Origin of the sequence: Mesorhizobium sp. M5C.F.Ca.ET.164.01.1.1 (assembly GCF_004792125.1) — a bacterium.
Lineage (GTDB): Bacteria > Pseudomonadota > Alphaproteobacteria > Rhizobiales > Rhizobiaceae > Mesorhizobium > Mesorhizobium wenxiniae.
Map to the genome: position 1 here is coordinate 126,842 of NZ_SRTG01000001.1, position 24,689 is coordinate 151,530.

Annotated in this window: 24 protein-coding genes and 1 pseudogene; 16 read left to right on the forward strand and 9 right to left on the reverse strand. The window is 62.0% G+C overall.

Translation table 11 applies throughout. The annotated features are described in order from the left end of the window. Positions 1 to 149: 149 nt before the first annotated feature. From EN807_RS00585 to EN807_RS00595, 3 genes are all read left to right on the forward strand, one after another. The gene (locus EN807_RS00585; protein ID WP_095517025.1) at positions 150 to 572 is read left to right on the forward strand and encodes a pilus assembly protein N-terminal domain-containing protein; all 423 of its coding nucleotides are present in this window, start codon (positions 150 to 152) and stop codon (positions 570 to 572) included. Between the two features lie 152 nt (positions 573 to 724). Beyond that, on the forward strand, positions 725 to 1,282 hold the full coding sequence (locus EN807_RS00590; protein ID WP_135933484.1) for a TadE/TadG family type IV pilus assembly protein: 558 nt from the start codon (positions 725 to 727) through the stop codon (positions 1,280 to 1,282). Between the two features lie 36 nt (positions 1,283 to 1,318). Beyond that, entirely contained in the window at positions 1,319 to 1,939 is a 621-nt protein-coding gene (locus tag EN807_RS00595) for a TadE/TadG family type IV pilus assembly protein (RefSeq protein WP_135933485.1), read from the forward strand. 30 nt (positions 1,940 to 1,969) lie between these two features. Here the strand turns inward: EN807_RS00595 and EN807_RS00600 are convergent. Beyond that, positions 1,970 to 2,886 (reverse strand): annotated as a pseudogene (locus EN807_RS00600) (PhnD/SsuA/transferrin family substrate-binding protein). 154 nt (positions 2,887 to 3,040) lie between these two features. Between EN807_RS00600 and EN807_RS00605 the strand changes: the two are divergent. From EN807_RS00605 to EN807_RS00645, 9 genes are all read left to right on the forward strand, one after another. After that, positions 3,041 to 4,279: a phosphopentomutase gene (locus EN807_RS00605; RefSeq protein WP_135933486.1), complete on the forward strand. Its 1,239-nt coding sequence runs from the start codon at positions 3,041 to 3,043 to the stop codon at positions 4,277 to 4,279. After that, the gene (mutM, locus tag EN807_RS00610) at positions 4,272 to 5,180 is read left to right on the forward strand and encodes a bifunctional DNA-formamidopyrimidine glycosylase/DNA-(apurinic or apyrimidinic site) lyase (protein WP_135933487.1); all 909 of its coding nucleotides are present in this window, start codon (positions 4,272 to 4,274) and stop codon (positions 5,178 to 5,180) included. Before EN807_RS00605 ends, mutM begins: the two co-directional genes overlap by 8 nt. An 83-nt stretch (positions 5,181 to 5,263) precedes the next feature. Then, on the forward strand, positions 5,264 to 6,037 hold the full coding sequence (locus tag EN807_RS00615) for an enoyl-CoA hydratase (RefSeq protein WP_127211873.1): 774 nt from the start codon (positions 5,264 to 5,266) through the stop codon (positions 6,035 to 6,037). Between the two features lie 181 nt (positions 6,038 to 6,218). After that, entirely contained in the window at positions 6,219 to 6,485 is a 267-nt protein-coding gene (rpsT, locus tag EN807_RS00620) for a 30S ribosomal protein S20 (protein WP_029356919.1), read from the forward strand. A 919-nt stretch (positions 6,486 to 7,404) separates the two neighbouring features. Continuing rightward, positions 7,405 to 8,877: a chromosomal replication initiator protein DnaA gene (gene dnaA / locus EN807_RS00625; protein WP_245477499.1), complete on the forward strand. Its 1,473-nt coding sequence runs from the start codon at positions 7,405 to 7,407 to the stop codon at positions 8,875 to 8,877. 200 nt (positions 8,878 to 9,077) lie between these two features. Then, positions 9,078 to 10,196, forward strand: coding sequence for a DNA polymerase III subunit beta (dnaN, locus tag EN807_RS00630; RefSeq protein ID WP_135933488.1), 1,119 nt, complete (start codon positions 9,078 to 9,080; stop codon positions 10,194 to 10,196). Positions 10,197 to 10,221: 25 nt separating this feature from the next. Continuing rightward, entirely contained in the window at positions 10,222 to 11,388 is a 1,167-nt protein-coding gene (gene recF, locus EN807_RS00635) for a DNA replication/repair protein RecF (protein WP_135933489.1), read from the forward strand. Positions 11,389 to 11,508: 120 nt separating this feature from the next. Beyond that, on the forward strand, positions 11,509 to 12,264 hold the full coding sequence (locus EN807_RS00640) for a molybdopterin-synthase adenylyltransferase MoeB (protein WP_135935738.1): 756 nt from the start codon (positions 11,509 to 11,511) through the stop codon (positions 12,262 to 12,264). 3 nt (positions 12,265 to 12,267) lie between these two features. Beyond that, entirely contained in the window at positions 12,268 to 12,750 is a 483-nt protein-coding gene (locus tag EN807_RS00645) for a GNAT family N-acetyltransferase (RefSeq protein WP_135933490.1), read from the forward strand. Positions 12,751 to 12,779: 29 nt separating this feature from the next. On the opposite strand, the gene EN807_RS00650 is transcribed toward EN807_RS00645, so the two are convergent. Further along, positions 12,780 to 13,781 (reverse strand): D-glycerate dehydrogenase, encoded by a 1,002-nt coding sequence (locus EN807_RS00650; protein ID WP_029356930.1) that lies wholly within the window; start codon positions 13,779 to 13,781, stop codon positions 12,780 to 12,782. Positions 13,782 to 13,939: 158 nt separating this feature from the next. Here EN807_RS00650 and EN807_RS00655 point away from each other — a divergent pair, with 158 nt between their 5' ends. Continuing rightward, positions 13,940 to 14,497: an SH3 domain-containing protein gene (locus EN807_RS00655; RefSeq protein WP_029356932.1), complete on the forward strand. Its 558-nt coding sequence runs from the start codon at positions 13,940 to 13,942 to the stop codon at positions 14,495 to 14,497. Between the two features lie 79 nt (positions 14,498 to 14,576). On the opposite strand, the gene irrA is transcribed toward EN807_RS00655, so the two are convergent. Next, the gene (irrA, locus tag EN807_RS00660) at positions 14,577 to 15,008 is read right to left on the reverse strand and encodes an iron response transcriptional regulator IrrA (RefSeq protein WP_135933491.1); all 432 of its coding nucleotides are present in this window, start codon (positions 15,006 to 15,008) and stop codon (positions 14,577 to 14,579) included. Positions 15,009 to 15,250: 242 nt separating this feature from the next. Here irrA and fabA point away from each other — a divergent pair, with 242 nt between their 5' ends. The 3 genes from fabA to fabI all read left to right on the forward strand — a co-directional run bounded on the left by fabA (position 15,251) and on the right by fabI (position 17,933). Further along, positions 15,251 to 15,769 carry a 3-hydroxyacyl-[acyl-carrier-protein] dehydratase FabA gene (gene fabA, locus EN807_RS00665; RefSeq protein ID WP_023802127.1) on the forward strand — a complete coding sequence of 173 codons (519 nt, stop codon included), beginning with the start codon at positions 15,251 to 15,253 and terminating at the stop codon, positions 15,767 to 15,769. A 118-nt stretch (positions 15,770 to 15,887) separates the two neighbouring features. After that, a complete protein-coding gene (gene fabB, locus EN807_RS00670) occupies positions 15,888 to 17,108 on the forward strand; it encodes a beta-ketoacyl-ACP synthase I (protein WP_135933492.1) in 1,221 nt (406 codons plus the stop codon). Between the two features lie 12 nt (positions 17,109 to 17,120). Then, positions 17,121 to 17,933 (forward strand): enoyl-ACP reductase FabI, encoded by an 813-nt coding sequence (gene fabI / locus EN807_RS00675; RefSeq protein ID WP_127315675.1) that lies wholly within the window; start codon positions 17,121 to 17,123, stop codon positions 17,931 to 17,933. A 106-nt stretch (positions 17,934 to 18,039) separates the two neighbouring features. On the opposite strand, the gene EN807_RS00680 is transcribed toward fabI, so the two are convergent. From EN807_RS00680 to rbfA, 6 genes are all read right to left on the reverse strand, one after another. Then, entirely contained in the window at positions 18,040 to 19,053 is a 1,014-nt protein-coding gene (locus EN807_RS00680; protein WP_135933493.1) for a class I SAM-dependent methyltransferase, read from the reverse strand. Positions 19,054 to 19,140: 87 nt separating this feature from the next. Continuing rightward, positions 19,141 to 21,288, reverse strand: coding sequence for a polyribonucleotide nucleotidyltransferase (pnp, locus tag EN807_RS00685; RefSeq protein WP_135933494.1), 2,148 nt, complete (start codon positions 21,286 to 21,288; stop codon positions 19,141 to 19,143). A gap of 408 nt (positions 21,289 to 21,696) precedes the next feature. Next, positions 21,697 to 21,966 (reverse strand): 30S ribosomal protein S15, encoded by a 270-nt coding sequence (gene rpsO / locus EN807_RS00690; protein ID WP_006337962.1) that lies wholly within the window; start codon positions 21,964 to 21,966, stop codon positions 21,697 to 21,699. A gap of 182 nt (positions 21,967 to 22,148) precedes the next feature. After that, positions 22,149 to 23,243, reverse strand: coding sequence for a magnesium/cobalt transporter CorA (gene corA, locus EN807_RS00695; protein ID WP_135933495.1), 1,095 nt, complete (start codon positions 23,241 to 23,243; stop codon positions 22,149 to 22,151). Positions 23,244 to 23,287: 44 nt separating this feature from the next. Beyond that, positions 23,288 to 24,250: a tRNA pseudouridine(55) synthase TruB gene (gene truB / locus EN807_RS00700; protein ID WP_127315679.1), complete on the reverse strand. Its 963-nt coding sequence runs from the start codon at positions 24,248 to 24,250 to the stop codon at positions 23,288 to 23,290. Continuing rightward, entirely contained in the window at positions 24,250 to 24,687 is a 438-nt protein-coding gene (gene rbfA, locus EN807_RS00705; protein WP_135933496.1) for a 30S ribosome-binding factor RbfA, read from the reverse strand. The genes truB and rbfA overlap by 1 nt, the downstream gene beginning before the upstream one ends. Positions 24,688 to 24,689 lie beyond the last annotated feature (2 nt).

The following is a 24,689-nucleotide window of genomic DNA, read 5'->3' on the forward strand; positions in this document are numbered from 1 at the left end:
GCGCAATTTAGCGATTTGGGAAAAGGGCCGCCCGCTGCAGGCGATCACGATTCCGATCCCGACATCACCACAGAACTTCTCCGATTAACCGTTGGTTCACCAATCTCGTTCATGTTCCGTTGAGCAGTTTGCCGCCGTGGAGCGCTTCAATGACCGGGCCGAGATCGTCCTTTCCGATTGCCGCGCTCCTTGCCGCCACGGCCTTTGTCGTGCCGGTCAAGGCTGGCGCCGGCATCGAGGTCACGATGAATCAGGCGAAGATCGTCAAACTGTCGCGCGCCGCCGATACGATTGTCGTCGGCAACCCGGCGATCGCCGACGCCTCCGTGCAGGATGCTTCGACGATCGTGCTGACCGGCAAAGGCTTCGGCGTCACCAACCTCGTCGTCCTCGATCAAGAGGGCCGTCCGATCGTCGACGAGCAGATCACCGTCGTGCGGCAGGATGCGTCGTCGGTGCGCATCTATCGGCGTGCCGAAATACAGACCATGTCCTGCACGCCGTATTGCGAAAGCTCGTATAAAAGCGATGCGGAGAAGGCCTCGGAAGCCGAGATGAGCGCCGGCCGGTAACGAGCGGATTGTTCTCACCTCGCTGAAATGCCGCTTCGGTTGTCGGCCTGTTAAAGCCTCTCCCTCAAATTTAACGATCATACAAACCGCACTTCAATGGGTTTCCGCTAATATTCCCTCCGACACCCCTTCAGGATCGGCAGACACGGGACATGATCAGAGCAGGACTGGCAGGCTTTTCCGCGCGCTTCCTTGGCGACCGGCGCGGCAGCACGGCTTTGGAGTTCGCGATGCTTGCCGTGCCATTTGCGCTCCTCATCTTTGCCATACTGGAGAGCTGCATTTCATTTGCCGGGCAAGAGGTGATGGCCAACATCACCGACGATGTCGCGCGCCAGCTACGGACGGGCCAGGTAAGGCAGGCCGATGTGACCGAGGCCACGCTGAAGACCATGATCTGCAGCCGGCTGAAGGTCATGGTCGCCAAGGACTGCCCGGGATTGGAGGTGGACCTGCGCGAGTATCCGACCTTCGCCGCCGCGGCCCAGGCGGGCTTCAAGATCCAAGACCGCGAAATCGTGCTGACCGGCACGGACCCCGCGGCTTTTACGGTATCCCCAGGCTTGGCTGAATCAATAAACATGCTGCGGGTTTTTTATAAATGGCCCGTCATGACCGATTTCATGGCCAAGTCGATGGCCAATCTGAAAGACGGCAACACGCTGCATTTCGCATCGGTGACCTGGCAGAACGAGCCGTTCGACAATTGAAAACGTACCGTTGCGTGGGTGGGAAAGGACGAAGGCATGGGGCGGGCGGGGGCACATAAGAGGATCGCTGGGATATGCACGAAAACCATCCGGTTCTGCTCCGATCGCCGCGGTGTCGCGGCCGTTGAGTTTGCCTTCATCGTGCCCGTCCTGCTGATCATGTACTTCATGACCATGGAAGCCTCACAAGCCATCGAGACCAGCAAAAAGGTCAGTCGCATCGGCAGCATGGTGGCGGATCTCGTTACCCAGCAGCAGACCATCACGGCAGCCGATCTCGATGCGATCATGCAGATCGGCAACTCCACCCTTCAGCCGTACAACCGATCGACCCCGGAAATCATCATCACCGCAATACAGGTCACGGACGAACCGACGCCGAAGGTACTGGTCGTGTGGTCACGCAAGATGGTTGGTAGCGCCTTCAGCGCCGCCACCGCCAAAAACTCCATCACCACGGTTCCACCGGCGCTCGAGATCAAGGGTACCTTTCTCATTCGCGTCGAAAGTAATCTCGCATACCAGCCGATCATCACCTGGTCGGTGGACAGTGAGAAGCGGCTCGGATTGAGTTCGGCTTTCGACTCGATATCGATGGGCGAAACCTATTATCTCAGGCCCCGCAGGAGCCCGACGATTCCCTGCAGCACCTGCTGAAACGACCGGGCCCGACTCCGGCCGCCATTGCTATCGGCCGTTGCCTGACACCAGGCGCACGATGGCTGCAGCCATCGCGTAATCCTTCGGGCCAGCGATGGCGAAGCCGCCGGAATGTTTCGATTCCAGAAGATCGTAGACATCCGGCGACATCGATCTGAGATTGATGAGAACACGGTGAGCCGCCGTTTGGCTTCGGGATCGGGATCGCTGCGGACGGCATGGGGACCATACCGCAGCAGGCCGGACGTCCACACGACCTGAAGTGCTGCTTTCGAAAGCCCTGCCATTTCCAGCCTGGCGACCGTGCCGCCCGCAACATCCGGCTGGCCATCGGCCACCGCCGGCATCCAGCCGAAGAGGGCATCGGCCTCGCCATCGACCAGCATCGTTTCAGCCGCCGCAGCCGAATTGGCGTGCGTCAGAAATGGCGCATCCTTGGCGATCTTGACGCCTTCGGCGGCCAGCCCGGCAAGCGGCAAAAGAGAACCGCCGACACTGTCCGGAGGCACCATGGCGACCCGATGCGCCTCCATCGCGGCCAGATCTGGGACCTTGCCGTCCCGCGTCAGCAAGACGGATCGGATGCCGATCACGCCGTCGGAATCGACAGGCGCCACAAGAGGCTCGACGCATTCGCAACGTTCGGATGCGATGGCGTAGGCGGTCGCCGAATAGACCGCATATTCGATGTGGGCGTTGGCTTGCGCCTCGATCAGCGCCGCGTAGTCGCGGGAAACGACAAACTCCACCTTCATGCCGAGCGCCTTGGTGTAGGCGTCCGTCAACAGCGCCAGACCCGGAACTGTGTTGCCGGCGCCGGGCTCGGCGACGATGCCGACACGAAACGTGCCGATGTCATCCCGCCAATCGGCGCGCACCGGATTTGACCAGGCCGCACCCAGCAGCGTCATGATGACTGCGAAGGCCTTCAAGGCATGCCTCATGTGAGTTCCCCGCTGGTTTTCGTCGATCCACGCCGATGCCGGCATTTCGCCACATCTCAACTATCGCGCCAAGCCGTCTGCTTCCGAATTGCCAATGGCGGCGCGGCCCCCTATGTCTGGGCGGACAGACAAACGATAATAATGAATCCCTGCAATGGCGCGCGCCTTCCTTTTTGTTCTCGATTCCTTCGGCATCGGCGGCGCGGCCGACGCAGAGCGCTATGGCGACGCCGGTTCCAACACGTTCGGACACATCGCTAGAGCCTGCGCCGAAGGCCGGGCGGATCGCGAGGGGCTGCGCAAAGGCCCGCTTTTCGTACCCAACATGCTCTCGCTCGGCCTGGGCCACGCGGCGAAAACCGCGACAGGATTCAGCATCGACAGCGGGGGCGAGGCCCAGGTCGCCTCCGCCTTCCATGGCGCGGCGCAGGAGATTTCGAGCGGCAAGGACACGCCATCGGGCCATTGGGAAATCGCCGCCTTGCCGGTTCGCTTCGACTGGGGCTATTTCCCGGACACGGTTCCCGCCTTTCCAGCCGAACTGACCGAAGCGATCATCCGCGAAGGAGAGGTGCCGGGCATTCTCGGCAATTGCCATGCCCCGGGCACCGAGATCATCGAGCGTTTCGGGGAGGAGCATATCCGCACCGGCAAGCCGATCTGCTACACGTCGGTCGACTCCGTCCTGCAGATCGCCGCGCATGAAGTTCACTTCGGCCTGGAACGGCTCTACGAATTCTGCAAGGTGGTGCGCAGGCTGGTCGATCCGCTGAACATCGGACGGGTGATCGCGCGGCCCTTCATTGGGGAAGCCGCCGCCAGCTTCGAACGGACGCACAACCGCCGGGACTATTCGGTGCCGCCGCCTGAACCGACCCTGCTCGACCGGTTGACGGCGCGCGGCAGCCGGGTCATCGCGGTCGGGAAGATCGGCGACATCTTCGCCCATCGCGGCATTTCGGAAGTACGCAAGGCCGCCGGCAACATGGCGATGTTCGACAAGGCGCTCGGCGCGATGGCTGACGCGGGCGACGGCGATCTCGTCTTCGCCAATTTCGTCGATTTCGACACAGAGTTCGGCCATCGGCGCGATGTTGCCGGCTATGCCGCGGCGCTCGAGGCCTTCGACCGGCGGCTGCCGGAGGCGCTTGCACGACTGAGGCAAGGCGACCTTCTCATCCTCACGGCAGACCATGGCAACGATCCAACCTGGCACGGCACCGATCATACACGCGAACGCATTCCAGTGATCGGCACGGGACCAGGTTTTGGCGGCGACATTGGGCTCAGAACGACGTTCGCCGACATCGGTGAAACCGTCGCCGAGCATCTTGGGCTGGCACGCGGCCGTCACGGCACCTCCTTCTATGCAACGATAGGCGGCTATGCCTGAGTTGCCTGAGGTCGAAACGGTGCGACGGGGCCTGCAGCCGGTTCTGGAAGGCGCCCATATCGTCCGCGTCGAGGCACGCCGGCCCGACCTGCGCTTTCCGTTTCCCGAAAAATTCTTGGAGGGGCTGACCGGCAAGACAATTACAGCGCTCGGCCGCCGGGCCAAATACCTGACGATGCATCTGAAAGGCGGTCCGGTGCTGATCTGCCATCTCGGCATGTCGGGGTCGTTCCGCATCGAAACGTCCGATGACAGCGAAATGCCCGATAGCAGCGAAGTGTTGGGCGCGTTTTATCACGAGCGCTCGAAAAGCGCGGTACACGACCATGTCGTCTTCCATATCGTCTCTCCCGAAGGCGCCCGGTCCCGCGTGACCTTCAACGATCCGCGCCGTTTCGGCTTCATGCTGTTTTCCGAAGGGGCGCCCGACACGCATCCGATGCTCGCGGGGCTGGGCGTCGAGCCGACAGGCAATGCGTTGGACGGCGAGTTGGTCGCCTCGCTGCTGAAAGGCCGGAAGTCGCCGCTGAAGGCAGCACTTCTTGATCAGCGGCTGATCGCCGGGCTCGGCAATATCTATGTGTCGGAGGCCCTGTGGCGCGCCGGTCTGTCGCCGTTGCGCGAGGCGGGCACCATCGCAAATCCTGGAAAGAAGGCCAAACAGCAGCGCGACGCCCTGGCCGAAGCCATCCGCGCGGTGATCGCCGACGCGATCGCCGCCGGCGGATCGTCGTTGCGCGACTATATGCAGACCGACGGGTCGCTGGGCTATTTCCAGCATTCGTTCGCGGTCTACGATCGCGAGGGCGAACCCTGCTCCAAGCACCGCTGTGGCGGCCATATAGAGCGCATCGTGCAAAGCGGGCGTTCCACCTTCTATTGCCGGACCTGTCAGTTGTGAGCTAGGTGCCGGGTGTGACCTAGATGCCGAGTATGAGCTGGACGCCAGATGTAAGTTAGATGACTGAGTGAGGAGATACAGTCATGGCCTATGAAACGATCATCGTGGAAACCCGCGGCAAGGTCGGGCTGATCACGCTCAACCGGCCGAAGGCGCTCAATGCGCTGAACTCCCAGGTCCTGGCGGAAATGGTCGCGGCCGTGAATGGCTTCTGCGCGAATGCCGACATCGGCGCGATGGTCATCACCGGCTCCGAAAAAGCCTTCGCGGCAGGTGCGGACATCAAGGAAATGCAGGCGATCTCCTTTGTCGACGCTTATGTGCAGGACTTCTTTGTCGGCTGGGAAGAGTTCACCCGGGCGCGCAAGCCTGTTATCGCGGCGGTGGCCGGCTATGCGCTCGGCGGCGGCTGCGAACTGGCGATGATGTGCGATTTCATCATCGCCGCCGACAACGCCAAGTTCGGCCAGCCCGAGATCACGCTCGGCGTCATGCCGGGCATGGGCGGATCGCAGCGCCTCACCCGCTTCGTCGGCAAATCGAAGGCGATGGACATGTGCCTGACCGGACGGATGATGGATGCGGCGGAAGCCGAGCGTTGCGGTCTGGTGTCGCGTGTGGTGCCCGCCGTCGAGCTGCTCGAGGAGGCGTTGAAGGCGGCGGCCAAGATAGCCGATTTTTCGCTGCCGTCGGTGATGATGGCGAAAGAGGCCGTCAACCGCGCCTATGAAACGACACTGGCCGAAGGGCTGCGGTTCGAGCGCCGGCTGTTTCACTCGCTGTTTGCGCTCGATGACCAGAAGGAAGGCATGGCGGCCTTTGCCGAGAAGCGGAAGCCAAATTTCACGAACCGATAGATCGTGACGACAGCGGCCAGAAGCGAGCGACAGCAGCGGCCAAAAAGAAGGCGAAACAGCGTTGACGCGCCGGAAAAGCTGAACTATAAGCCGCACCAACCGAGGCGGCCCTGTGGCTGCCCGTTTGTTTTTGCGCCCTGCGACATCCCGCATGCGCCCACCAGATCAGAAGAGAGGCATCATGGCCAATACCTCCTCGGCCAAAAAGGCAACGCGCAAGATCGCCCGTCGCACGGCGATCAACAAGAACCGCCGCTCGCGCGTGCGGACCTACATCCGCCAGGTCGAAGAGGCGCTCGCCTCGGGCGACAAGGCTGCCGCGCAGGCTGCTTTCAAGGTGGCGGAACCGGAATTGATGCGCGCCGCGACCAAGGGCGTGGTGCACAAGAATACGGCGTCCCGCAAGGTTTCGCGCCTGGCGCAGCGACTCAAGGTGCTGTCGGCCTAATATACCTTTACTGATCTTGTCCTTTTCAAGCCCGGCCGCTCGTGCCGGGTTTTTTCGTTTGCCGGCAAGTACTTAAAAAGAAATCTCGCAAACGGACACTTCGCACGGTTTCAATGTTCGAAATGCTTTGCCGGCATATACATGCCTGCTGATAGGCGCAGCCGCTGAAAGCGTTCACGGCGAAGATATCAGCTGTCAAAAATCAGCTTTATTTTTCAATAAGTTATTGACGGTCATCCACAGCTTGTTCACATCGGGCGCGGGGGATGGGGAACTTTTGCCTGTCAAGAAAATTATTTCAGAAAATTTCGCGCGATGCGGCCTTTTTCATATTCGCCGGAAAAGGGTTTGAATCACAATGGCTTTGTCAAAACATGCCAGTGCAGCGCAAGCTCCGAACCCGTCTGCGCTAACCACATTCCTTAAAAATCCGTTAGTCGTGGCCTTGCCCTATCCACAGCGAGTTCGTTATTGTCGGTCTATCGAGAGGGACGGGCCGTTGGCCCTTAGCTCAGCCTGAATCGGCCAGCAAAAAATGGCAGAATTCGTTGCGTGGATCATTTCCGCGTACGGGCTTGGTTTGTCTTTTCGACACGGTAGGGGATTGGCGTAATTGTACATGGCAGATCAATGACGCGCCGGCGTTTTCGCCGGACGGAATTGTATTGCCCTGACATGACCAAAGCGGGCTGGCTCTGATGAGGCGGCGCCGGTTCCCTGACAATGAGGCGACATCATCTGCCGGCGGCGGCGAGGGTGTCGCCGCGAGGACACGGTCGCCGGAAACATGGATGCAGGAGGCGCATTCCCGGCGGAAAAAAGGTACAAAAGGACAAGGAACTCGATCATGCAAAGCGGCATCGAAAGGGAGCTTACGGGCGACCTCCCATTCCCTGGAACCTTAACCGGAGGGGACGCTATGTCGGCTTCCATCGACGCGGAACAAAAGTTCGACCGGGTCAAGGCCCAGTTAAAGGCGCGTCTGGGAACCGAAGTCTACTCGAGCTGGTTCGGACGCATGAAGGTCGCCGAGGCGTCCCGGGGCATTGTCCGCATCTCGGTGCCCACCGCCTTCCTGCGCTCGTGGATCAACGGCCACTATCTCGACCTCATAGCCGAGCTGTGGAAGCACGAGGATCCTGAAATCCTAAAGATCGAGATCGTCGTGCGCACCGCTACCCGCCCGGGGCGCAACGGCGTCGAGCCCGAAGTGGTCCCGGCGCGCAAGATGACGAGGCAAGCGCAAACGGCGCTGGCCGCGGGAACAGCAGGCCCCGGCAGGGTGGAGCGGATACCGGCACCTCGCCCGGGAATGCCTGCAGAGTCGGAGTTCCGGCACAATGTGCTCGGTTCGCCGCTTGACCCGCGCTACACGTTCGGCTCCTTTATTGAGGGACCGTCGAACCGGGTGGCGTTTGCCGCCGCCAAAGCGGTGGCGGAATCGCAGTCGAGCGCGGTACGCTTCAATCCGCTCTTTCTTCACGCGACGGTGGGGCTGGGCAAGACGCACCTGCTGCAGGCGATCGCGGCGGAATCGCTGAAGCAAAATCCGAAGTCGCGTGTCGTCTATCTCACGGCCGAATATTTCATGTGGCGGTTTGCCACCGCGATCCGCGACAACAACGCGCTGACGCTGAAGGAACAGCTGCGCGACATCGACCTTCTCATCATCGACGACATGCAGTTCCTGCAAGGCAAGTCGATCCAGCATGAATTCTGCCATCTGATCAACATGCTGCTCGACAGCGCCAAGCAGGTGGTGGTCGCAGCCGACCGGCCGCCGTCGGAACTGGAATCACTGGAGCCCCGCGTCCGCTCGCGCCTCAACGGCGGCGTCGCGCTCGAAATGTCGGCGCCGGATTTCGCCATGCGCATCGGCATGCTCAAGCTGCGCCTTGCCACCGCCAAGGCCGATGATGCGTCGCTCGACATTTCGGACGAGATCCTCAACCATGTCGCTCGCACGGTGACCGGCAGCGGGCGCGAACTCGAAGGTGCGTTCAACCAGCTTCTGTTTCGCCAGTCGTTCGAACCGCAGATCACCATCGACCGCATCGACGAGATCCTCGGCCACATCTATCGTTCGGGCGAGCCGAAGCGGGTGCGCATCGAGGACATCCAGCGCATCGTCGCGCGCCACTACAATGTGTCGAAGACAGAACTTCTGTCCAACCGGCGCACGCGGACGATCGTCAAGCCGCGGCAGGTCGCCATGTACCTGTCGAAGGTGATGACACCGCGCTCCTTGCCGGAGATCGGACGGCGTTTCGGTGGCCGCGACCACACGACGGTGCTGCATGCAGTGCGCAAGATCGAGGATCTTTCAGGCGTCGACAACACGCTGGCGCAGGAACTCGAATTGCTGAGAAGACTGATCAACGATCAGGCCTGACCGGCCCGAAAAACGCCAGCTAGCGGACTTCGCCAGTTTTATCCCCAGAAAGCCCGCGTAACCGGTCCGAACAGGTAGCGCGGGCTTGCGTTTACGGGTTTTTTCCTGTCAGTTTGTGCAGATTCTGAGCCTGTTCAGACCTTTCGCGGGTTGCCGCTTACCGGAGACCCGCTCATTCATTCAAGCGAGCCTGTTTCGTCATGCGTGTTGTCCTGGAACGGTCAAATCTCCTGAAGTCGCTCAACCACGTTCATCGCGTGGTCGAGCGGCGCAATACCATACCGATCCTGTCGAACGTGTTGCTGAGCGCCGAAGGCGCCACCCTCGAACTGAAGGCGACCGACCTCGATCTGGAGGTGACCGAAGCCACGCCCGCCAAGGTGGAGCGCGGCGGGGCGACGACGGTTCCGGCTCATCTGCTCTACGACATCGTGCGCAAGCTCGCCGACGGCGCGGAGGTCATGCTGAAGACCGACGAGGACGGCAACGCCATGACGGTGACGTCGGGCCGCTCGAGCTTCCGTCTCCAATGTCTGCCGCAATCCGATTTCCCGGAGCTTTCGGCCGGATCGTTCTCGCATATCTTCCGGCTCGATTCGCTCGCGCTCAAGGGCCTGATCGAGAAGACCCAATTTGCCATCTCCACCGAAGAGACGCGCTACTACCTGAACGGCATCTACCTGCACACGCATGACGCCGACGGCAAGCTGAAGCTGCGCTCGGTAGCGACCGACGGCCATCGGCTGGCGCGCGCCGAGATCGACGCGCCGGCAGGATCCGAAGGCATGCCGGGCATCATCATTCCGCGCAAGACGGTCAGCGAGCTGCAAAAGCTTGTCGATGACCCGGACGTCGCCGTGACCACCGAATTGTCCGACACCAAGATCCGTTTCACCATTGGAAGTGTCGTTTTGACCTCGAAGCTGATCGACGGCACCTTCCCGGATTATCAGCGGGTCATCCCGACCGGCAACGACAAGAAGCTGATCATCGACCGCCAGAGTTTCGCCGCCGCCGTCGACCGCGTCTCGACCATTTCGTCGGAACGCGGCCGGGCAGTGAAGCTTTCGATTGGAGAAGGCCAGGTCACGCTTGCGGTCAACAATCCGGATTCGGGCAGCGCCACAGAGGAACTGGCCGCGGACTATTCGTCCGACGCGATCGAAATCGGCTTTAACGCCAAATATCTGCTCGACGTCGCCGCCCAGTTGACCGGCACTGAGGCAAAATTCATGCTGGCGGACCCCGGTTCGCCGACGCTGATCCACGACATGGCCGACGAAACCACGCTCTACGTGCTGATGCCGATGCGGGTATAGGCCCGAACGAGGCCATCTTGCTGTCATGACCGGAGTTGCGAAGCAGTCTGAGCGCGACCAGCAGACTCATATAAGTAAGCTGTCACTTACGAACTTCCGCAATTACGCAACACTGTCGATCGACCTCGACCCCGGCGCCGTGGTTTTTTCCGGTGACAATGGCGCCGGCAAGACCAACCTGCTGGAAGCGATTTCCCTGCTGACGCCGGGTCGCGGCCTGCGCCGTGCACCTTATGCCGACGTGGCGCGTGAAGGCGGGGACGGCGGCTTTGCCATCCATGTCCGGCTCGATGGGCCGGACGGACCGGTCGAGATCGGCACCGGCATTGCAGGCGGCGACGCCGCCGGCGAGGGCAGCCGGCGGGTGCGGATCAATGGCGCGGCAGCGCGCTCGGCGGAGGACATGCTGGAATGGCTGCGCGTCGTCTGGCTGACTCCGGCGATGGATGCATTGTTCACCGGGCCGGCCGCAGACCGCCGGCGCTTTCTCGACCGGCAGGTGCTGGCGATCGATCCAGGCCACGGCCGGCGCGCGCTCGACTACGAAAAAGCGATGCGCGGCCGCAATCGGCTGTTCGCCGAAGGCTCGCGTGACGGCGCCTGGTTCGATGCGATCGAGACGCAGATGGCCGAAACCGGTGTAGCGATTGCCGCGGCGCGTGCCGAACTGGTGCGCCTGCTCGCCGCCATGATCGACAGGCTGCCAAGCGCCGGCCCGTTTCCGCAAGCCGACATCGGCCTGTCGGGCACGTTGGAAAGCGAAGTCGGCACCACCGCGGCTGTCGATGTCGAGGAGCGGTTCCGCCAAGCGCTTGCCGAAGGCCGCGATCGCGACCGCGCCGCCGGGCGCACGCTCGACGGCCCGCACCGTTCGGATCTCGTAGTGCGGCACCGGCCCAAGGCGATGCCAGCCGAACTGTGTTCGACCGGCGAGCAGAAGGCGCTGCTGGTCGGCATGGTCTTGTCGCATGCTCGGTTGACCGGCGAGATGTCGGGCATGACGCCGATCCTGCTGCTCGACGAGATCGCCGCCCATCTCGACGGCGGCCGGCGTGCCGCGCTGTTCTCGATCCTCGAAGAGCTGAACTGCCAGGCTTTCATGACCGGAACCGATGCGGCGCTGTTTTCCAGTCTCAAGGGACGCGCGCAGTTCCTGACCGTCGATCATGGCATGGTTAGCCCAACCATTTGACTTCTTGGATATCGTTACCTCAAGACTGCTGCGCACCCTCTGGCCAAGCCCGAGGGCAGGCTTTGTGGGTGACGTGCATTGACGCCTGACAAGGTTTTTCTTCCGCTATATGGTCCGGCGATGATCACCACCGCGCTAACCGACGAAGAACTCGAACGCTACGCCCGGCACATCGTGCTGCCCGAAATCGGCGGCGCCGGCCAGCAGCGACTGAAGCGGGCGCGGGTCCTGGTCATCGGCGCCGGCGGGCTCGGAGCGCCGGTGCTCGAATATCTGGCCGCAGCCGGCGTCGGCACACTCGGCATCGTCGACGACGACAGCGTCTCACTGTCGAACCTGCAAAGACAGGTGATCCACGGCACCGATGCTGTCGGCATGGCGAAAACCGACAGTGCCAAAACGGCGATCGCCCGCATCAATCCCAACGTCGCCGTGGAACTGCACAATCTCAGGCTGACGGCGGACAACGCCCCTAACCTCGTCGCCCGCTATGACATCGTCGTCGACGGCTCCGACAATTTCGAAACACGTTATGCGGTGGCCGACGCCTGCGCCGCGGGAAAGCGGCCGCTGGTACATGCCGCCGTCGGCCGCTTCGACGGCTCGGTGACCGTGCTGAAACCGTTCGAGACCGGCACGGACGGCAGGCCAAATCCAAGCTATCGCGATCTTTTTCCGGAACCGCCGCCGTCCGGCCTGGTGCCATCCTGCGCCGTGGCCGGCGTGCTCGGCGTGCTGACCGGCGTCGTCGGCACGCTGCAGGCTATGGAGGCGATCAAGCTGATCGCCGGCATCGGCGAGCCGCTGGTCGGCCGCCTGCTGCTTTACGATGCGCTGGCCGCGCGCTTCGACACGGTCCGCTACAAGAGAAACTAGATCTTGGGCAGCTTGGTTTCCGTCGCGCAGCTTCCGGCCGATTTCGACCGTTGGGACGAGGTGCTGGCGCTGATCATGCGCGCCTTCGTCGCCATGGACGGCGTCATCGATCCGCCATCCTCGGCGCATCGGCTCACGGTCGAAAATCTCCGGGATAAGGCCCGGCAAGAAACGGGCTTTGCGGCGCTGAAGGACGGCAGGATCGTCGGCTGCGTTTTTGTTCTCGAACGGGCCAGTGATTTCTATGTCGGAAAGCTCGCGGTCGAACCGGATTTTCAGGGACAGGGCATTGCCAGGCAGCTGATGCAAGCTGTCGAGGATCTCGCCCGCAACCGCGGCAAGCCTGCGATCGAGCTTCAGACGCGGGTCGAACTGACCGGAAATCACGCGGCCTTTGCCCGCCTCGGGTTTAGCGAAATGGAACGGACAGCGCATAAGGGCTATGACCAACCGACCTCGATCACCATGCGCAAGGTGCTTTCGTAAGCCTTCGCTGACTTAAGATGGGCGGCCGGTCACGTTCGCAGCGGCAGTACGCGATCCGGCGGCCGGTGGCCATCGAAGAAGGCGCGGATGTTGATGATCACCTTCTCGCCCATGTCGATCCGGCCTTCGAGCGTCGCCGACCCCATATGCGGCAACAGCACGACCTTGCCCTTGGCGGCGAGCTTCAGCAATTTGCTGTTCAGCGCTGGCTCATGCTCGTAGACGTCGAGGCCGGCGCCGGCGATCTTGCCGTCTTGGATCAGCTTGACCAGAGAGTCCTCGTCGATGATGTCGCCGCGCGCTGTGTTGACGATGTAAGCGGACGGTTGCAGAAGCGCCAGCCGCCGCGCCGAAAGCAGATGGAAGGTCGCCGGCGTCGACGGACAATTGACCGATATGATGTCCATGCGGGCAAGCATCTGGTCGAGGCTTTCCCAGTAGGTCGCCTCCAGCTCATCCTCGACCGCCGGCAGCACGCGATGGCGGTTGTGATAGTGGATCGACAGGCCAAAGGCCTTGGCCCGCCGGGCGACGGCGGTGCCGATGCGGCCCATGCCAACAATGCCGAGGCGTTTGCCCCAGATACGTCGGCCGAGCATCCAGGTCGGCGACCAGCCGGCCCATTTCTTGTCGCCGGTCAGCACATTGGCGCCTTCCGCCAGCCGCCGCGGCACCGCCAGCATTAGCGCCATGGTCATGTCGGCCGTATCCTCGGTCAACACGTTCGGCGTGTTGGTGACGGAAATGCCCTTCTTCGCTGCTGCCGCCACATCGATCTTGTCGACGCCGTTGCCGAAATTGGCGATCAGCTTGAGGTTGTCGCCAGCCTGAGCGATCAGCGCTGCGTCGATATGATCGGTTATGGTCGGCACCAGCACGTCGGCTTCCTTGACCGCCGCGACCAGTTCCGGCTGCGTCATCGGCCTGTCTTCGACATTCAGCCGGGCGTCGAACAGCTCACGCATACGTGTCTCGACCGGGTCGGGCAGCTTGCGCGTGATGACGACGAGGGGCCTTTTTCTGCCTACCATTGTTTCCTCGAAACCCGACCTCGTTGAGACCTCTTTAACCAAGACAGGCGAAACTGCAGGCCGGTCGCGGTGCCAGTTCTCCATGTAACAAGAGGTTCCGCCGAAGACAAAGAAAAAGGGGCGCCAAGGCCGATGAGCCGGCGCCGAAAGGAATGAAAGTGTCTGGTTTCGCGTCGCTCCGCCTGGCCCTCAGCGCAGCATTCCTCGGCGCTCTCCTTTATTCCCCTCATGTGGCGGCACAGAATGCAGCAGCACCCGCCCAGAGCGCAACGCTCGGCCCGAGCGGCCTGCCACTGCCGCGTTTCGTCAGCCTGAAAGCGGGCCGCGTCAACTCCCGCGTTGGACCAGGTGTCAACTATTCCGTCGACTGGATGTATATGAAGCCCGGCCTGCCGATGGAGATCATCCAGGAATTCGACACCTGGCGTCGTGTGCGCGATGCCGACGGCTCGGAAGGCTGGATCAACCAGTCGCTGCTTTCAGGCCGCCGCACGGCGATCGTAGCACCCTGGCAGCGGGGCAAAGATGCCCGAGTCAACCTTCTCGATGACCCGGAAAAAGATGCAAGCATCGTCGCGATCATCGAGCCGGGCGCCATGGGCACGATCAAGTCCTGTGACGGCCAGTGGTGCGAGATGACCTTCAACGGCCACACCGGCTGGCTCGCCCAGTCGCTTGTCTGGGGCGCCTATCCGGGCGAACGGGTCAAGAACTAACCCTTCTTGGCGGTTCGGGATCACGGTCGAGAGGCAGATACAGCCGAGACGGATATCTCGCGGCCAAATAATGCGCGGATCAATCGCAGCGTTTGGGACGCAGCCTCACCACGATATCGACATTGGCGATCTCCATGCCTTCCGGCGGCTCCGGCAGGTTGGAAACCGTGACAGGACCGCTGGCGATATCGAAGATCCTGTTTTCGCCTTCGATGTAGAAATGATGGTGATCGGAGGTGTTGGTGTCGAAGTAGGTCTTCGATCCCTCGACGGCCAGGATGCGCAGAAGGCCCGCCTGGGTGAATTGATGAAGGGCGTTGTAGACGGTGGCGAGCGAAACCGGCACGCCGGCGGCGATCGCCTCCTCGTGCAGTTCCTCGGCCGACAGATGGCGGTCGCCTTTGGCGAAAAGCAGATCGGCCAGCGCAATGCGCTGACGCGTCGGCCTCAGGCCAGCTTCGCGAACCCGCGTGTCCACAGCGACATTTTCCTTCCGGCAGCCCAGATCCATCTATCCGTCCAAGCTCAAAGTTTTGCCTCAAGACATGCCCAGAATGCCAAAAACCGAACATTGACCGAAACTGGACACCCCCCGACATATATTCTGTCGGCCGAATACGATCAATAGCGCGCATTGACCCAGGCAGACGGGCAGGTTAAGCGCAAACGCCGGTTTCCGGCCGGAAATAGATTGTGTTAGGAAACCAACGACAAGGGCGCGCTACCGCCCGGACGATTACGGGGACGAGATTGATGGCGGTTTCGAAATCCAGCTACGATTACGAAGAACTGCTTGCCTGCGCCCGCGGCGAGCTGTTCGGACCTGGAAACGCCCAGCTCCCCTATCCGCCGATGCTGATGTTCGACCGCATCACCGAAATCAGCGAGACGGGCGGTGCCTTCGACAAGGGTTTCATCCGCGCGGAATTCGACATCAAGCCGGACCTGTGGTTTTTTGCCTGCCATTTCATCGGGAATCCGATCATGCCGGGGTGCCTGGGTCTCGACGCCATGTGGCAATTGACGGGATTCTACCTCGGCTGGCTCGGCGAACCGGGCAAGGGCATGGCGCTGTCGACCGGCGAGGTGAAGTTCAAGGGCATGGTGACGCCGTCGGTCAAGAAAGTGGAATATGGCGTGGACTTCAAGCGCGTGATGCGCGGACGGCTGGTGCTTGGCATCGCTGATGGCTGGCTGAAGGCGGATGGTGAACCCATATACGCAGCAACGGATCTCAAGGTGGGTCTGTCCAAGCAATCGGCCGCCGCCTGATCGGCGCGCCTCCGCAGCGCCGCGGGTCCGCAGGACGCGCAAAGGAAGCTGTAGAACTTAATTTGCGCATGATCCTTGTCCGACAGGTTTCGGGTTCATGCGCTGGAAGGAGTTGCGAATGAGACGGGTCGTAGTGACAGGCCTCGGCATCGTGTCGTCGATCGGCAACAATGCCAACGAGGTGCAGGCCTCGCTCCACGATGCCAGATCCGGCATCAGCTTTTCCGATTCATTCGCCGAACACGGCTTCCGCTGCCAGGTCTGGGGAGCGCCGACGCTCGACCCCTCGGCGCTGATCGATCGTCGCGCCATGCGCTTCCTGTCGCAAGGTGCGGCCTGGAACCATGTCGCCATGGACCAAGCTATCGGGGACGCTGGACTAGGCGAGAACGACATCACCAATGAGCGCACGGGTATCGTCATGGGATCGGGCGGACCATCGACCCGAACCATCGTCGAAGCCGCCGAAACCACGCTCAAGAATGGCAGCCCCAAGCGCATCGGCCCGTTCGCAGTGCCGAAGGCGATGTCGTCGACCGCTTCGGCGACACTCGCCACCTGGTTCAAGATCCACGGCGTCAACTATTCGATCTCTTCGGCCTGCTCGACCTCGGCGCATTGCATTGGCAATGGCTACGAACTGATCCAGTGGGGCAAGCAGGACATGGTCTTCGCCGGCGGTCATGAGGATCTCGACTGGACGATGTCGGACCTGTTCGACGCGATGGGCGCCATGTCCTCCAAGTTCAACGACCGGGCATCGGCCGCCTCGCGCGCCTATGACGTCGATCGGGACGGCTTCGTCATTGCCGGCGGCGCCGGCGTGCTGGTCCTGGAAGAGCTCGAGCACGCCAAGGCGCGCGGCGCAAAGATCTACGCCGAGATCGTCGGCTATGGCGCGACCTCCGACGGCTACGACATGGTGGCGCCCTCAGGCGAAGGCGCGGTTCGCTGCATGCGGCAGGCGCTGGCAACCGTCTCTTCGCCGGTCGACTACATCAACACGCACGGCACCTCGACGCCGGTCGGCGACTCCAGGGAAATGGGCGCGATCCGCGAGGTGTTCGGCGAAAACATGCCTTTCATCACCTCGACGAAATCACTGACCGGCCATTCGCTGGGTGCGGCCGGCGTGCAGGAATCGATCTACTCGATCCTGATGATGCAAGGCGGCTTCATCGGCGAGAGCGCCCATATCGAGCAGCTCGATCCGGAATTCGAGGGCATGCCGATCGTGCGAGATCGCATCGACGATGCCAGGATCGACACCGTTTTGTCCAACTCGTTCGGTTTCGGCGGCACCAACGCAACGCTGATTTTCCAGCGCTATTCCGCATAAGGATTGCCGATCATGGACGGATTGATGAAGGGCAAGCGCGGGCTTGTCATGGGTGTCGCCAACGACCATTCGATCGCTTGGGGCATCGCCCGGAAACTGTCCGAACATGGGGCAGAACTCGCCTTCACCTATCAGGGCGAAGCCTTCGGGCGCCGGGTCAAGCCGCTCGCCGACAAGCTCGGCTCCTCGCTGGTCGTGCCTTGCGACGTCGAGGACAGCGCATCGGTTGCCGCTACCTTCGAGACCTTAGGCGAGGCCTGGGGCGGGCTGGACTTCGTCGTCCACGCCATCGGCTTTTCCGACAAGAACGAGCTGAAGGGCCTTTACGCCGACACCAGCCGCGACAATTTCGTCCGCACCATGGTCATCTCCTGCTACTCCTTCACCGAGGTCGCCCGTCATGCCGCCGCGCTGATGAAGGGCAGCGGCTCGATGATCACGCTGACCTATGCCGGTTCCGTCCGTGTCATGCCGAACTACAACGTCATGGGCGTGGCCAAGGCGGGTCTGGAAGCCAGCGTCCGCTATCTCGCGAACGACTACGGCCCGCGTGGCATCAGGGTGAACGGCATATCGGCCGGACCGGTGCGGACATTGGCGGGCGCCGGAATTTCCGATGCACGCCACATGTTTTCCTACCAGCAGCGCAACTCGCCGCTGCGCCGTACGGTGACCATCGACGAAGTCGGTGGTTCCGCGCTCTACCTCCTGTCCGACCTGTCGTCGGGCGTCACCGGCGAAATCCACTATGTCGATTCCGGCTACCACATCGTCTCGATGCCGGCGCTCGACGAGCTGAAGCGGACCGACAGCGTACGAGATTAATTCGGCCCGTAAAAAATGCGACGGCCTTGCCGGCAAGCAGACTGGTCGAAGAACGCGGCCATAGATTCGCGAACGGCGCCTTGCCGATCTGCACTGAACTCCGCATTCAGCGGCGCGCCGCGAGAATCTTGAACATGCCGTCGCGGGCGATCTCCGCATGGCTGGAGAAGGCAGCCGCCAGCACCGGCTCGTAGGGAAGCTGACGGTTCGCCACCATGAACAGCCGCCCACCCGGCTTCAGCGCCTTTGCCGCGGCGCGGATCATGCCGGCACCGATCTCCGGCTCGGCCGCCCGGCTGCGATGGAAGGGCGGGTTCATGACGATGGCGTCATAGCGCCGCTCGACCGGCTCGCTCAAAAGATCGATCCAGGAGAAATTGGGTTCCGCCGCTGTATTGCCGATATTTCCTTTCGCCGCCTCCAGCGCATCGAACTCGGCCTCGTAGAGATCGAGCGCCGATATGCCAGGTGAGCGGGCGGCGACCTCGGCCGCCACATAGCCCCAGCCGGCGCAGAAATCGGCAACGCTGCCACGCAGGTCGGTAGGCAGGTTGTCCACCAGCAATTTCGAACCCGTATCGATCTTGTCGAAAGAGAACATGCCTGGCGCGGTGCGGAACCGGGCCTCGACCAGAATGGTTGGATTGACGGCGCGAAGCGCTGCCGCGGCCGCAGCGTCGGCCGGTCGACGGAACCAGAAGGCGATGCCGTGATGCTTCGGCAAATGGCCGTCGAGCGGAACAAGCTCGCCGACGCGCTTGCGCAGGCTGGCAATGCCATTGTCCTTGGCGCCGGCGACGATAATCGATCCGCCCGGCCTCACACGCTCAATCGCCTCAGCGATGCGCAATTCGTTTTGCCCGCGATGACGGCCGGCAAGCACCAATGCCGCATCGAAACCTTCGCCCTCCAGGCGCGGCGTGACCGTGAAGCCAGACCCCTGCAGCACGCGAAAATGCGGGCGGAAGCCTTGCACCAGATGCAGTGCTGCATCGAAACCTTCGGGCAGGCGGAAACCCGGTTCGGCGCCGAGAAAGAGGACACGCTCGCCCTTACGCGGCAGGGAGACAGCCTCGGCCTCGAACGGATGGAACAGTGTCTTCAGCGGCTCGGCGGACATTCTTCGATCTCGAAGTGCTGCTTGCTTTGAAAATGAAAACGGGCGCGACCTTCCGGCGCGCCCGCTTCGATTGTACCGTCAGATCGCTCAGGCGGCGTCTTCTTCGCCTTCGGCCTTCTTGTCGCGGGCGATTTCCTTGCCGGTGGCCTGGTCGACGACCTTCATCGACAGGCGGACCTTGCCGCGCTCGTCGAAGCCCATCAGCTTGACCCAGACCTTGTCGCCTTCCTTGACGACGTCAGAAGTCTTGGCGACGCGGTCATTGGCGAGCTGCGAGATGTGGACGAGGCCGTCACGCGGACCGAAGAAGTTGACGAAAGCGCCGAAGTCGGCGGTCTTGACGACCGTACCCTCGTAGATCTCGCCGACTTCCGGCTCGGCGACGATGGTGTGGATCCACTTCTTCGCCGCCTCGATCTCCTTGGCGTTGGACGAAGCGATCTTGACCGTGCCGTCGTCCTCGATGTTGATCTTGGCGCCGGTCTTTTCGACGATCTCGCGGATGACCTTGCCGCCCGAGCCGATCACGTCGCGGATCTTGTCGGTCGGGATGTGCATGACCTCGATGCGCGGCGCGAATTCGCCGAGTTCGGAACGCGCGCCGGAGAGCGCATGGCCCATTTCGCCGAGGATATGCTGGCGGCCATCCTTGGCCTGGTCCAGCGCGATCTTCATGATCTCCTCGGTGATGCCTTCGATCTTGATGTCCATCTGCAGCGAGGTGATGCCGTTGGCGGTGCCGGCAACCTTGAAGTCCATGTCGCCGAGATGGTCCTCGTCGCCGAGAATGTCGGAGAGCACCGCGAAGCGCTCGCCTTCCTTGATCAGACCCATGGCAATGCCGGCGACCGGCTTGGCCAGCGGCACGCCGGCATCCATCAGCGCCAGCGAGGTGCCACAGACGGTGGCCATCGACGACGAACCGTTGGACTCGGTGATCTCCGAGACGACGCGCAGCGTGTAGGGGAACTGGTCTGATGTGGGCAGCATCGGGCGGATCGCGCGCCAAGCCAGCTTGCCGTGTCCGATCTCGCGGCGGCCGGGCGAACCCATGCGACCGGTTTCACCGACCGAATAGGGAGGGAAGTTGTAGTGAAGGAGGAACTTCTCCTTGTACATGCCGGTCAGCGAATCGACATACTGCTCGTCCTCGCCGGTGCCGAGCGTGGCGACGACCAGCGCCTGGGTCTCGCCGCGGGTGAACAGCGCCGAGCCATGGGTACGCGGCAGGACGCCGACTTCGGAGACGATCTTGCGGACCGTCTTCAGATCGCGGCCGTCGATGCGCGAACCGGTGTCGAGGATGTTCCAGCGCACGACCTTGGCCTGGAGCTCCTTGAACACGGTGCCGATCTGCTCGGACGTGTATTTTGCTTCTTCGCCTTCTGCGGGCGCGAACGCAGCCTTGACCTTCGTCTTGACGGCGTCCACGGCGGCATAGCGCTTCTGTTTGTCGGTGATCTTGTAGGCGTCGCGAAGCTCGCCTTCGACGATCTTCAGCATCTCGGCTTCAAGCGCCGAATAGTCTGGCGCGGTGAAATCGCGCGGGTCCTTGGCGGCGACCTCGGCCAGCTTGATGATTGCGTCGATCACCGGCTGGAAGCCGCGATGGCCGAACATGACGGCGCCGAGCATCAGATCCTCGCCGAGCTCCTTGGCTTCGGACTCGACCATCAGCACGGCGTCAGAGGTGCCGGCGACGATCAGGTCAAGCTTGGATTCCTGCATCTCGTCGACATGCGGATTGAGCACATATTCGCCGTTGATGTAACCGACGCGGGCGCCGCCGACCGGGCCCATGAAGGGGACGCCGGACAGCGTCAAGGCCGCCGAGGTGGCGACGATCGACAGGATGTCCGGATCGTTTTCGAGATCATGCTGGACGACGGTGACAACGATCTGCGTGTCGTTCTTGTAACCGTCAGCGAAGAGCGGGCGGATTGGACGGTCGATGAGACGGGAGACCAGCGTTTCCTTTTCGCTCGGGCGGCCTTCGCGCTTGAAATAGCCGCCCGGGATCTTGCCGGCGGCATAGGTCTTTTCCTGGTAGTTGACGGTCAGCGGGAAGAAGTCGAGGCCGGGCTTCGGCTCCTTCATCGAAACGACGGTGGCGAGAACCTTGGTTTCGCCGTAGGTGGCGAGCACCGCGCCGTCAGCCTGGCGCGCAATCTTGCCGGTTTCGAGGATGAGCGGACGGCCGCCCCATTCGATTTCCACTTTGTGGTGATTGAACATGTCTTGTCCTTCATATGCGGAAAGGGCCGCGCCGTTTCGCCGTGCGCGAGTGCCCCTTTCCGTTGGCTTCGTTTCTCGGGCAGCCACGGGCAAGACAACGGGAAGCTCGGGTAAATCCGGCGCGGCTGCCGGGCGAGCGTCCTGCAATCCTGCCCCATGACCGTCCATGGGCGGTTTCGAATGGCCCTGTGCTATCTCGAAACCGGGTCTGGCCAATCGATTCGATTGACCTTGCGCGTGGCCCCGAAAGCCGCGGCTCTCGGAAAATGCCTTGCACAAATTCAAAATTTCAGAGCGTCCTATTTGCGCGTCCAAATCGATGCGCGGCGCTCTACTTCCTGCATTAGAGCAATGGACTGCTCCAATGCGCGACCGGCGGGCTCTCGAAAGAACCCGCCGGTCAATTCGTCAACGGCGCAGACCGAGCTTCTCGATCAGCGTCTGATAACGCGCATCATCCTTGCGCTTGAGATAATCAAGCAGGCTGCGGCGCTGGGAGACGAGAGCGAGCAGACCACGGCGGGAATGGTTATCCTTCTTGTGGTCCTTGAAATGGTCGGTCAGGTTCTTGATGCGCTCGGAAAGGATGGCCACCTGGACTTCCGGAGACCCGGTATCGCCCTTGGCGGTTGCGAATTCACCCATCAATTCCTTCTTGCGCTCGGCAGTAATCGACATCGTGTTTTTCCTTATCTGTTTGAGGAAACGGGACGCCCTCGGCCGGGATGTCGTCCAGCAGGGGCCGGTACAAGCAAGGTGTCATTGCACGATGCTGCGGCGCATATAGTGCAATTCAGGCAAAAACACCAGCCCAATTCACAAGCCGGCTTTTTGCTGCATAAACGAAGATTTTCCTTCGGCTAAAGCCACTTCTTCCATCTGAAGAAAGCGACGAGCCCGAGCGCGACAACGGCCATGAACACGAGCGCCGCCGGATAGCCGTATTGTGCCTTCAGCTCCGGCATGTTCCATGGCGAGGTTTCGGGATCGAAGTTCATGCCCCACACGCCAGCGAGAAAGGTGAGCGGGATGAAGATCACCGAGACGATCGTCAGATAGCTGATGACATCGCTGGTGCGTGCCTGGCTCAGCGACACATGCATCTCGATCAGACCGGTCAGCATGTCGCGCTGGGTCTCGACCAGTTCGATGAGCCGAAGCGAGTGATCGAGCGTGTCGTTCAGGAAGATCTTGGTCTCAGGCTTCACATAGGACACGTCGTTGCGGATCAGCGTCGCCAGCGCATCGCGCATCGGCCAAAGTACCCCCTTCAGCACATTGGCGTCGCGCCGCAACTCGTGAAGCCGCCGCATCTGGTGCTTGTCCGCCGCGCGCAGCATCTGGTCCTCGATGCTGTCGACCAATTCGCCGGCAGTCTCGATCGGCGGGAAATAGCTGTCGACAATGGCGTCGATCAGCGCATAGGCGAGATAGTCAGCGTCGCGTGCGCGCAGCCGGTTGGGCATCGAGCTTTCGATGCGCTTGCGCACGGGATCGAACGGATCGCCTTCGCGCTCCTGGAAGGTGACGACGAAGTTCCTGCCGAAGAAGACCGCGATCTGCTCGTAACGATGCGCGGTGACGTCGTCGATCATCCTGACGACGACGAAGGCATGGTTTTCAAAGAAATCCACCTTCGGCCTCTGGCCGGTGTTGACGACGTCTTCCAGCGCCAGCGGATGCAGGCTGAAAATCCGGCCGATCTCCTCGATCAGCGGGATGTTGGCGAGACCGGTGCAATCGAGCCAAATGACCGGCCATGTGTCGCAATGAGCGTTGACGTCGTCGATGCTGGCATTTTCGATTGTCTCGAATGTGTCGGGCGACATCAGTGTCAGTCGCAGTTCGCTGCGCCGCGCCGCCGGGTCGGCGATCAGTGTGCCCGGTGATGCGCCGACCGGCGGCCGCCTTGCAGTCACCGGCGCCCGCTTCTTGATCGTCTCGGCCTTTGTCATGTGCCCCTCGGATGCTGCGTCTGATCGAGACTAGACGACGGGACTCACCCGGCAAAGACCCGCTTCGGCTTGAACATGCCTTGCTCGATGGCGCCGATGGCGACCAGCTTGCCGCGCGCCGTAGCGCAGGCTTCCTCGGCTTCCACCGGCGCGTCGCGGCCACGGATGATGACCGGATTGCCGAGGCGGATTTTTGTAGCAGCGTCGTCGCTGATCGCGATCTGCGGCAGGCAGTCGAGCGCGGCTGATGTGTCGACCAGAAGCGCGTCGATGGCGTCGAAGTCGACTGGCACCGTGTCCGCTGAATCCGAACGTTCATCGCCCTGTTCGCCGAAGCGGGCGGCTTCCAGCTCGGCGATGGTGACGAAGTCTTCCTGCGTGAACGGCTCGACCTCGATCCGGCGCAGTTCGGCAATGTGGCCGAAACAGCCGAGGTCGCGGCCCATGTCGCGGGCCAGAGAGCGCACATAGGTGCCCTTGCCGCATTCGACCTCGAAAATGCTGCGATCAGCACTGTGCTCGATCAGGTCGAGGCGGCCGATCTCGACTTCCCGCGCCGGGATGTCGACCGTCGCGCCGTCGCGGGCAAGGTCGTAGGCGCGCTCGCCTGCGATCTTGATGGCCGAAAATTGCGGCGGCGTCTGCATGATGACGCCGGTGTATTTCGGCATCAGCAAAAGCACATCGGCTTCTGCCGGACGCTGTTCGGAACTTTTTGTCACCGGCCCTTCGAGGTCATCGGTCGAACGCTCCTCACCCCAGGCAACGGTGAAGCGGTAGACCTTGGCGCCATCCTGGACATAGGGCACGGTCTTGGTCGCTTCGCCGAGCGCAATCGGCAGCATGCCGGAAGCGAGCGGGTCGAGCGTGCCGGCATGGCCGGCCTTTTCAGCCTGGAACAACCATTTGATCTTGGAGACGGCTTCGGTCGAACCCATGCCGACGGGCTTGTCCAGCACCAGCCAGCCGGAGATCGGCCGACCCTTCTTCTTGCCGCGACGCGCCACTATTTTTCGTCCTTGTCGTTGTCTTTATTCTGGTCGCCAATCTGCGCGTCAGGGTCGAGATCACGCGCCACTTCTGGCGAGTGCAGCAATTCGTTGATTTTCTGGAAATTGTCGTAACTGGTGTCGAGCCGGAAGCGGAACTCCGGCATGTATTTCATCTGCCGGAGCGCGCCTGAGACGCGGCCGCGCACGAATTTAGCATGCTTGTTGAGCGCTTCGACCACGGCATCGGCATCACTGGCGCCAAGCGGCAAGACGAAGGCGGTGGCGATCTTCAGATCGGGCGACATGCGCACTTCCGAGACCGAAACCACAGCATTCTCGACCAACGGATCGAGGATCTCGCCACGCTGCAAGGTTTCCGACAGCGCGTGGCGCACCTGCTCGCCGACGCGAAGCATGCGCTGGGATGGACCTGACGTGGTTGAACGGGGCATTT

Excerpts from the sequence above, each read along its gene's own strand:
- rpsT (WP_029356919.1), top strand. The coding sequence starts at position 6,219 with ATGGCCAATACCTCCTCGGCCAAAAAGGCAACGCGCAAGATCGCCCGT.
- pnp (WP_135933494.1), bottom strand. The coding sequence starts at position 21,288 with ATGTTCAATCACCACAAAGTGGAAATCGAATGGGGCGGCCGTCCGCTC.
- EN807_RS00680 (WP_135933493.1), bottom strand. The coding sequence starts at position 19,053 with ATGTCCGCCGAGCCGCTGAAGACACTGTTCCATCCGTTCGAGGCCGAG.
- EN807_RS00595 (WP_135933485.1), top strand. The coding sequence starts at position 1,319 with ATGGGGCGGGCGGGGGCACATAAGAGGATCGCTGGGATATGCACGAAA.
- rbfA (WP_135933496.1), bottom strand. The coding sequence starts at position 24,687 with ATGCCCCGTTCAACCACGTCAGGTCCATCCCAGCGCATGCTTCGCGTC.
- EN807_RS00615 (WP_127211873.1), top strand. The coding sequence starts at position 5,264 with ATGGCCTATGAAACGATCATCGTGGAAACCCGCGGCAAGGTCGGGCTG.
- dnaA (WP_245477499.1), top strand. The coding sequence starts at position 7,405 with ATGTCGGCTTCCATCGACGCGGAACAAAAGTTCGACCGGGTCAAGGCC.
- fabA (WP_023802127.1), top strand. The coding sequence starts at position 15,251 with ATGGCGGTTTCGAAATCCAGCTACGATTACGAAGAACTGCTTGCCTGC.
- rpsO (WP_006337962.1), bottom strand. The coding sequence starts at position 21,966 with ATGTCGATTACTGCCGAGCGCAAGAAGGAATTGATGGGTGAATTCGCA.
- corA (WP_135933495.1), bottom strand. The coding sequence starts at position 23,243 with ATGACAAAGGCCGAGACGATCAAGAAGCGGGCGCCGGTGACTGCAAGG.
- irrA (WP_135933491.1), bottom strand. The coding sequence starts at position 15,008 with ATGGATCTGGGCTGCCGGAAGGAAAATGTCGCTGTGGACACGCGGGTT.
- EN807_RS00585 (WP_095517025.1), top strand. The coding sequence starts at position 150 with ATGACCGGGCCGAGATCGTCCTTTCCGATTGCCGCGCTCCTTGCCGCC.
- EN807_RS00590 (WP_135933484.1), top strand. The coding sequence starts at position 725 with ATGATCAGAGCAGGACTGGCAGGCTTTTCCGCGCGCTTCCTTGGCGAC.
- recF (WP_135933489.1), top strand. The coding sequence starts at position 10,222 with ATGACCGGAGTTGCGAAGCAGTCTGAGCGCGACCAGCAGACTCATATA.
- fabI (WP_127315675.1), top strand. The coding sequence starts at position 17,121 with ATGGACGGATTGATGAAGGGCAAGCGCGGGCTTGTCATGGGTGTCGCC.
- dnaN (WP_135933488.1), top strand. The coding sequence starts at position 9,078 with ATGCGTGTTGTCCTGGAACGGTCAAATCTCCTGAAGTCGCTCAACCAC.
- EN807_RS00640 (WP_135935738.1), top strand. The coding sequence starts at position 11,509 with ATGATCACCACCGCGCTAACCGACGAAGAACTCGAACGCTACGCCCGG.
- fabB (WP_135933492.1), top strand. The coding sequence starts at position 15,888 with ATGAGACGGGTCGTAGTGACAGGCCTCGGCATCGTGTCGTCGATCGGC.
- mutM (WP_135933487.1), top strand. The coding sequence starts at position 4,272 with ATGCCTGAGTTGCCTGAGGTCGAAACGGTGCGACGGGGCCTGCAGCCG.
- EN807_RS00650 (WP_029356930.1), bottom strand. The coding sequence starts at position 13,781 with ATGGTAGGCAGAAAAAGGCCCCTCGTCGTCATCACGCGCAAGCTGCCC.
- EN807_RS00605 (WP_135933486.1), top strand. The coding sequence starts at position 3,041 with ATGGCGCGCGCCTTCCTTTTTGTTCTCGATTCCTTCGGCATCGGCGGC.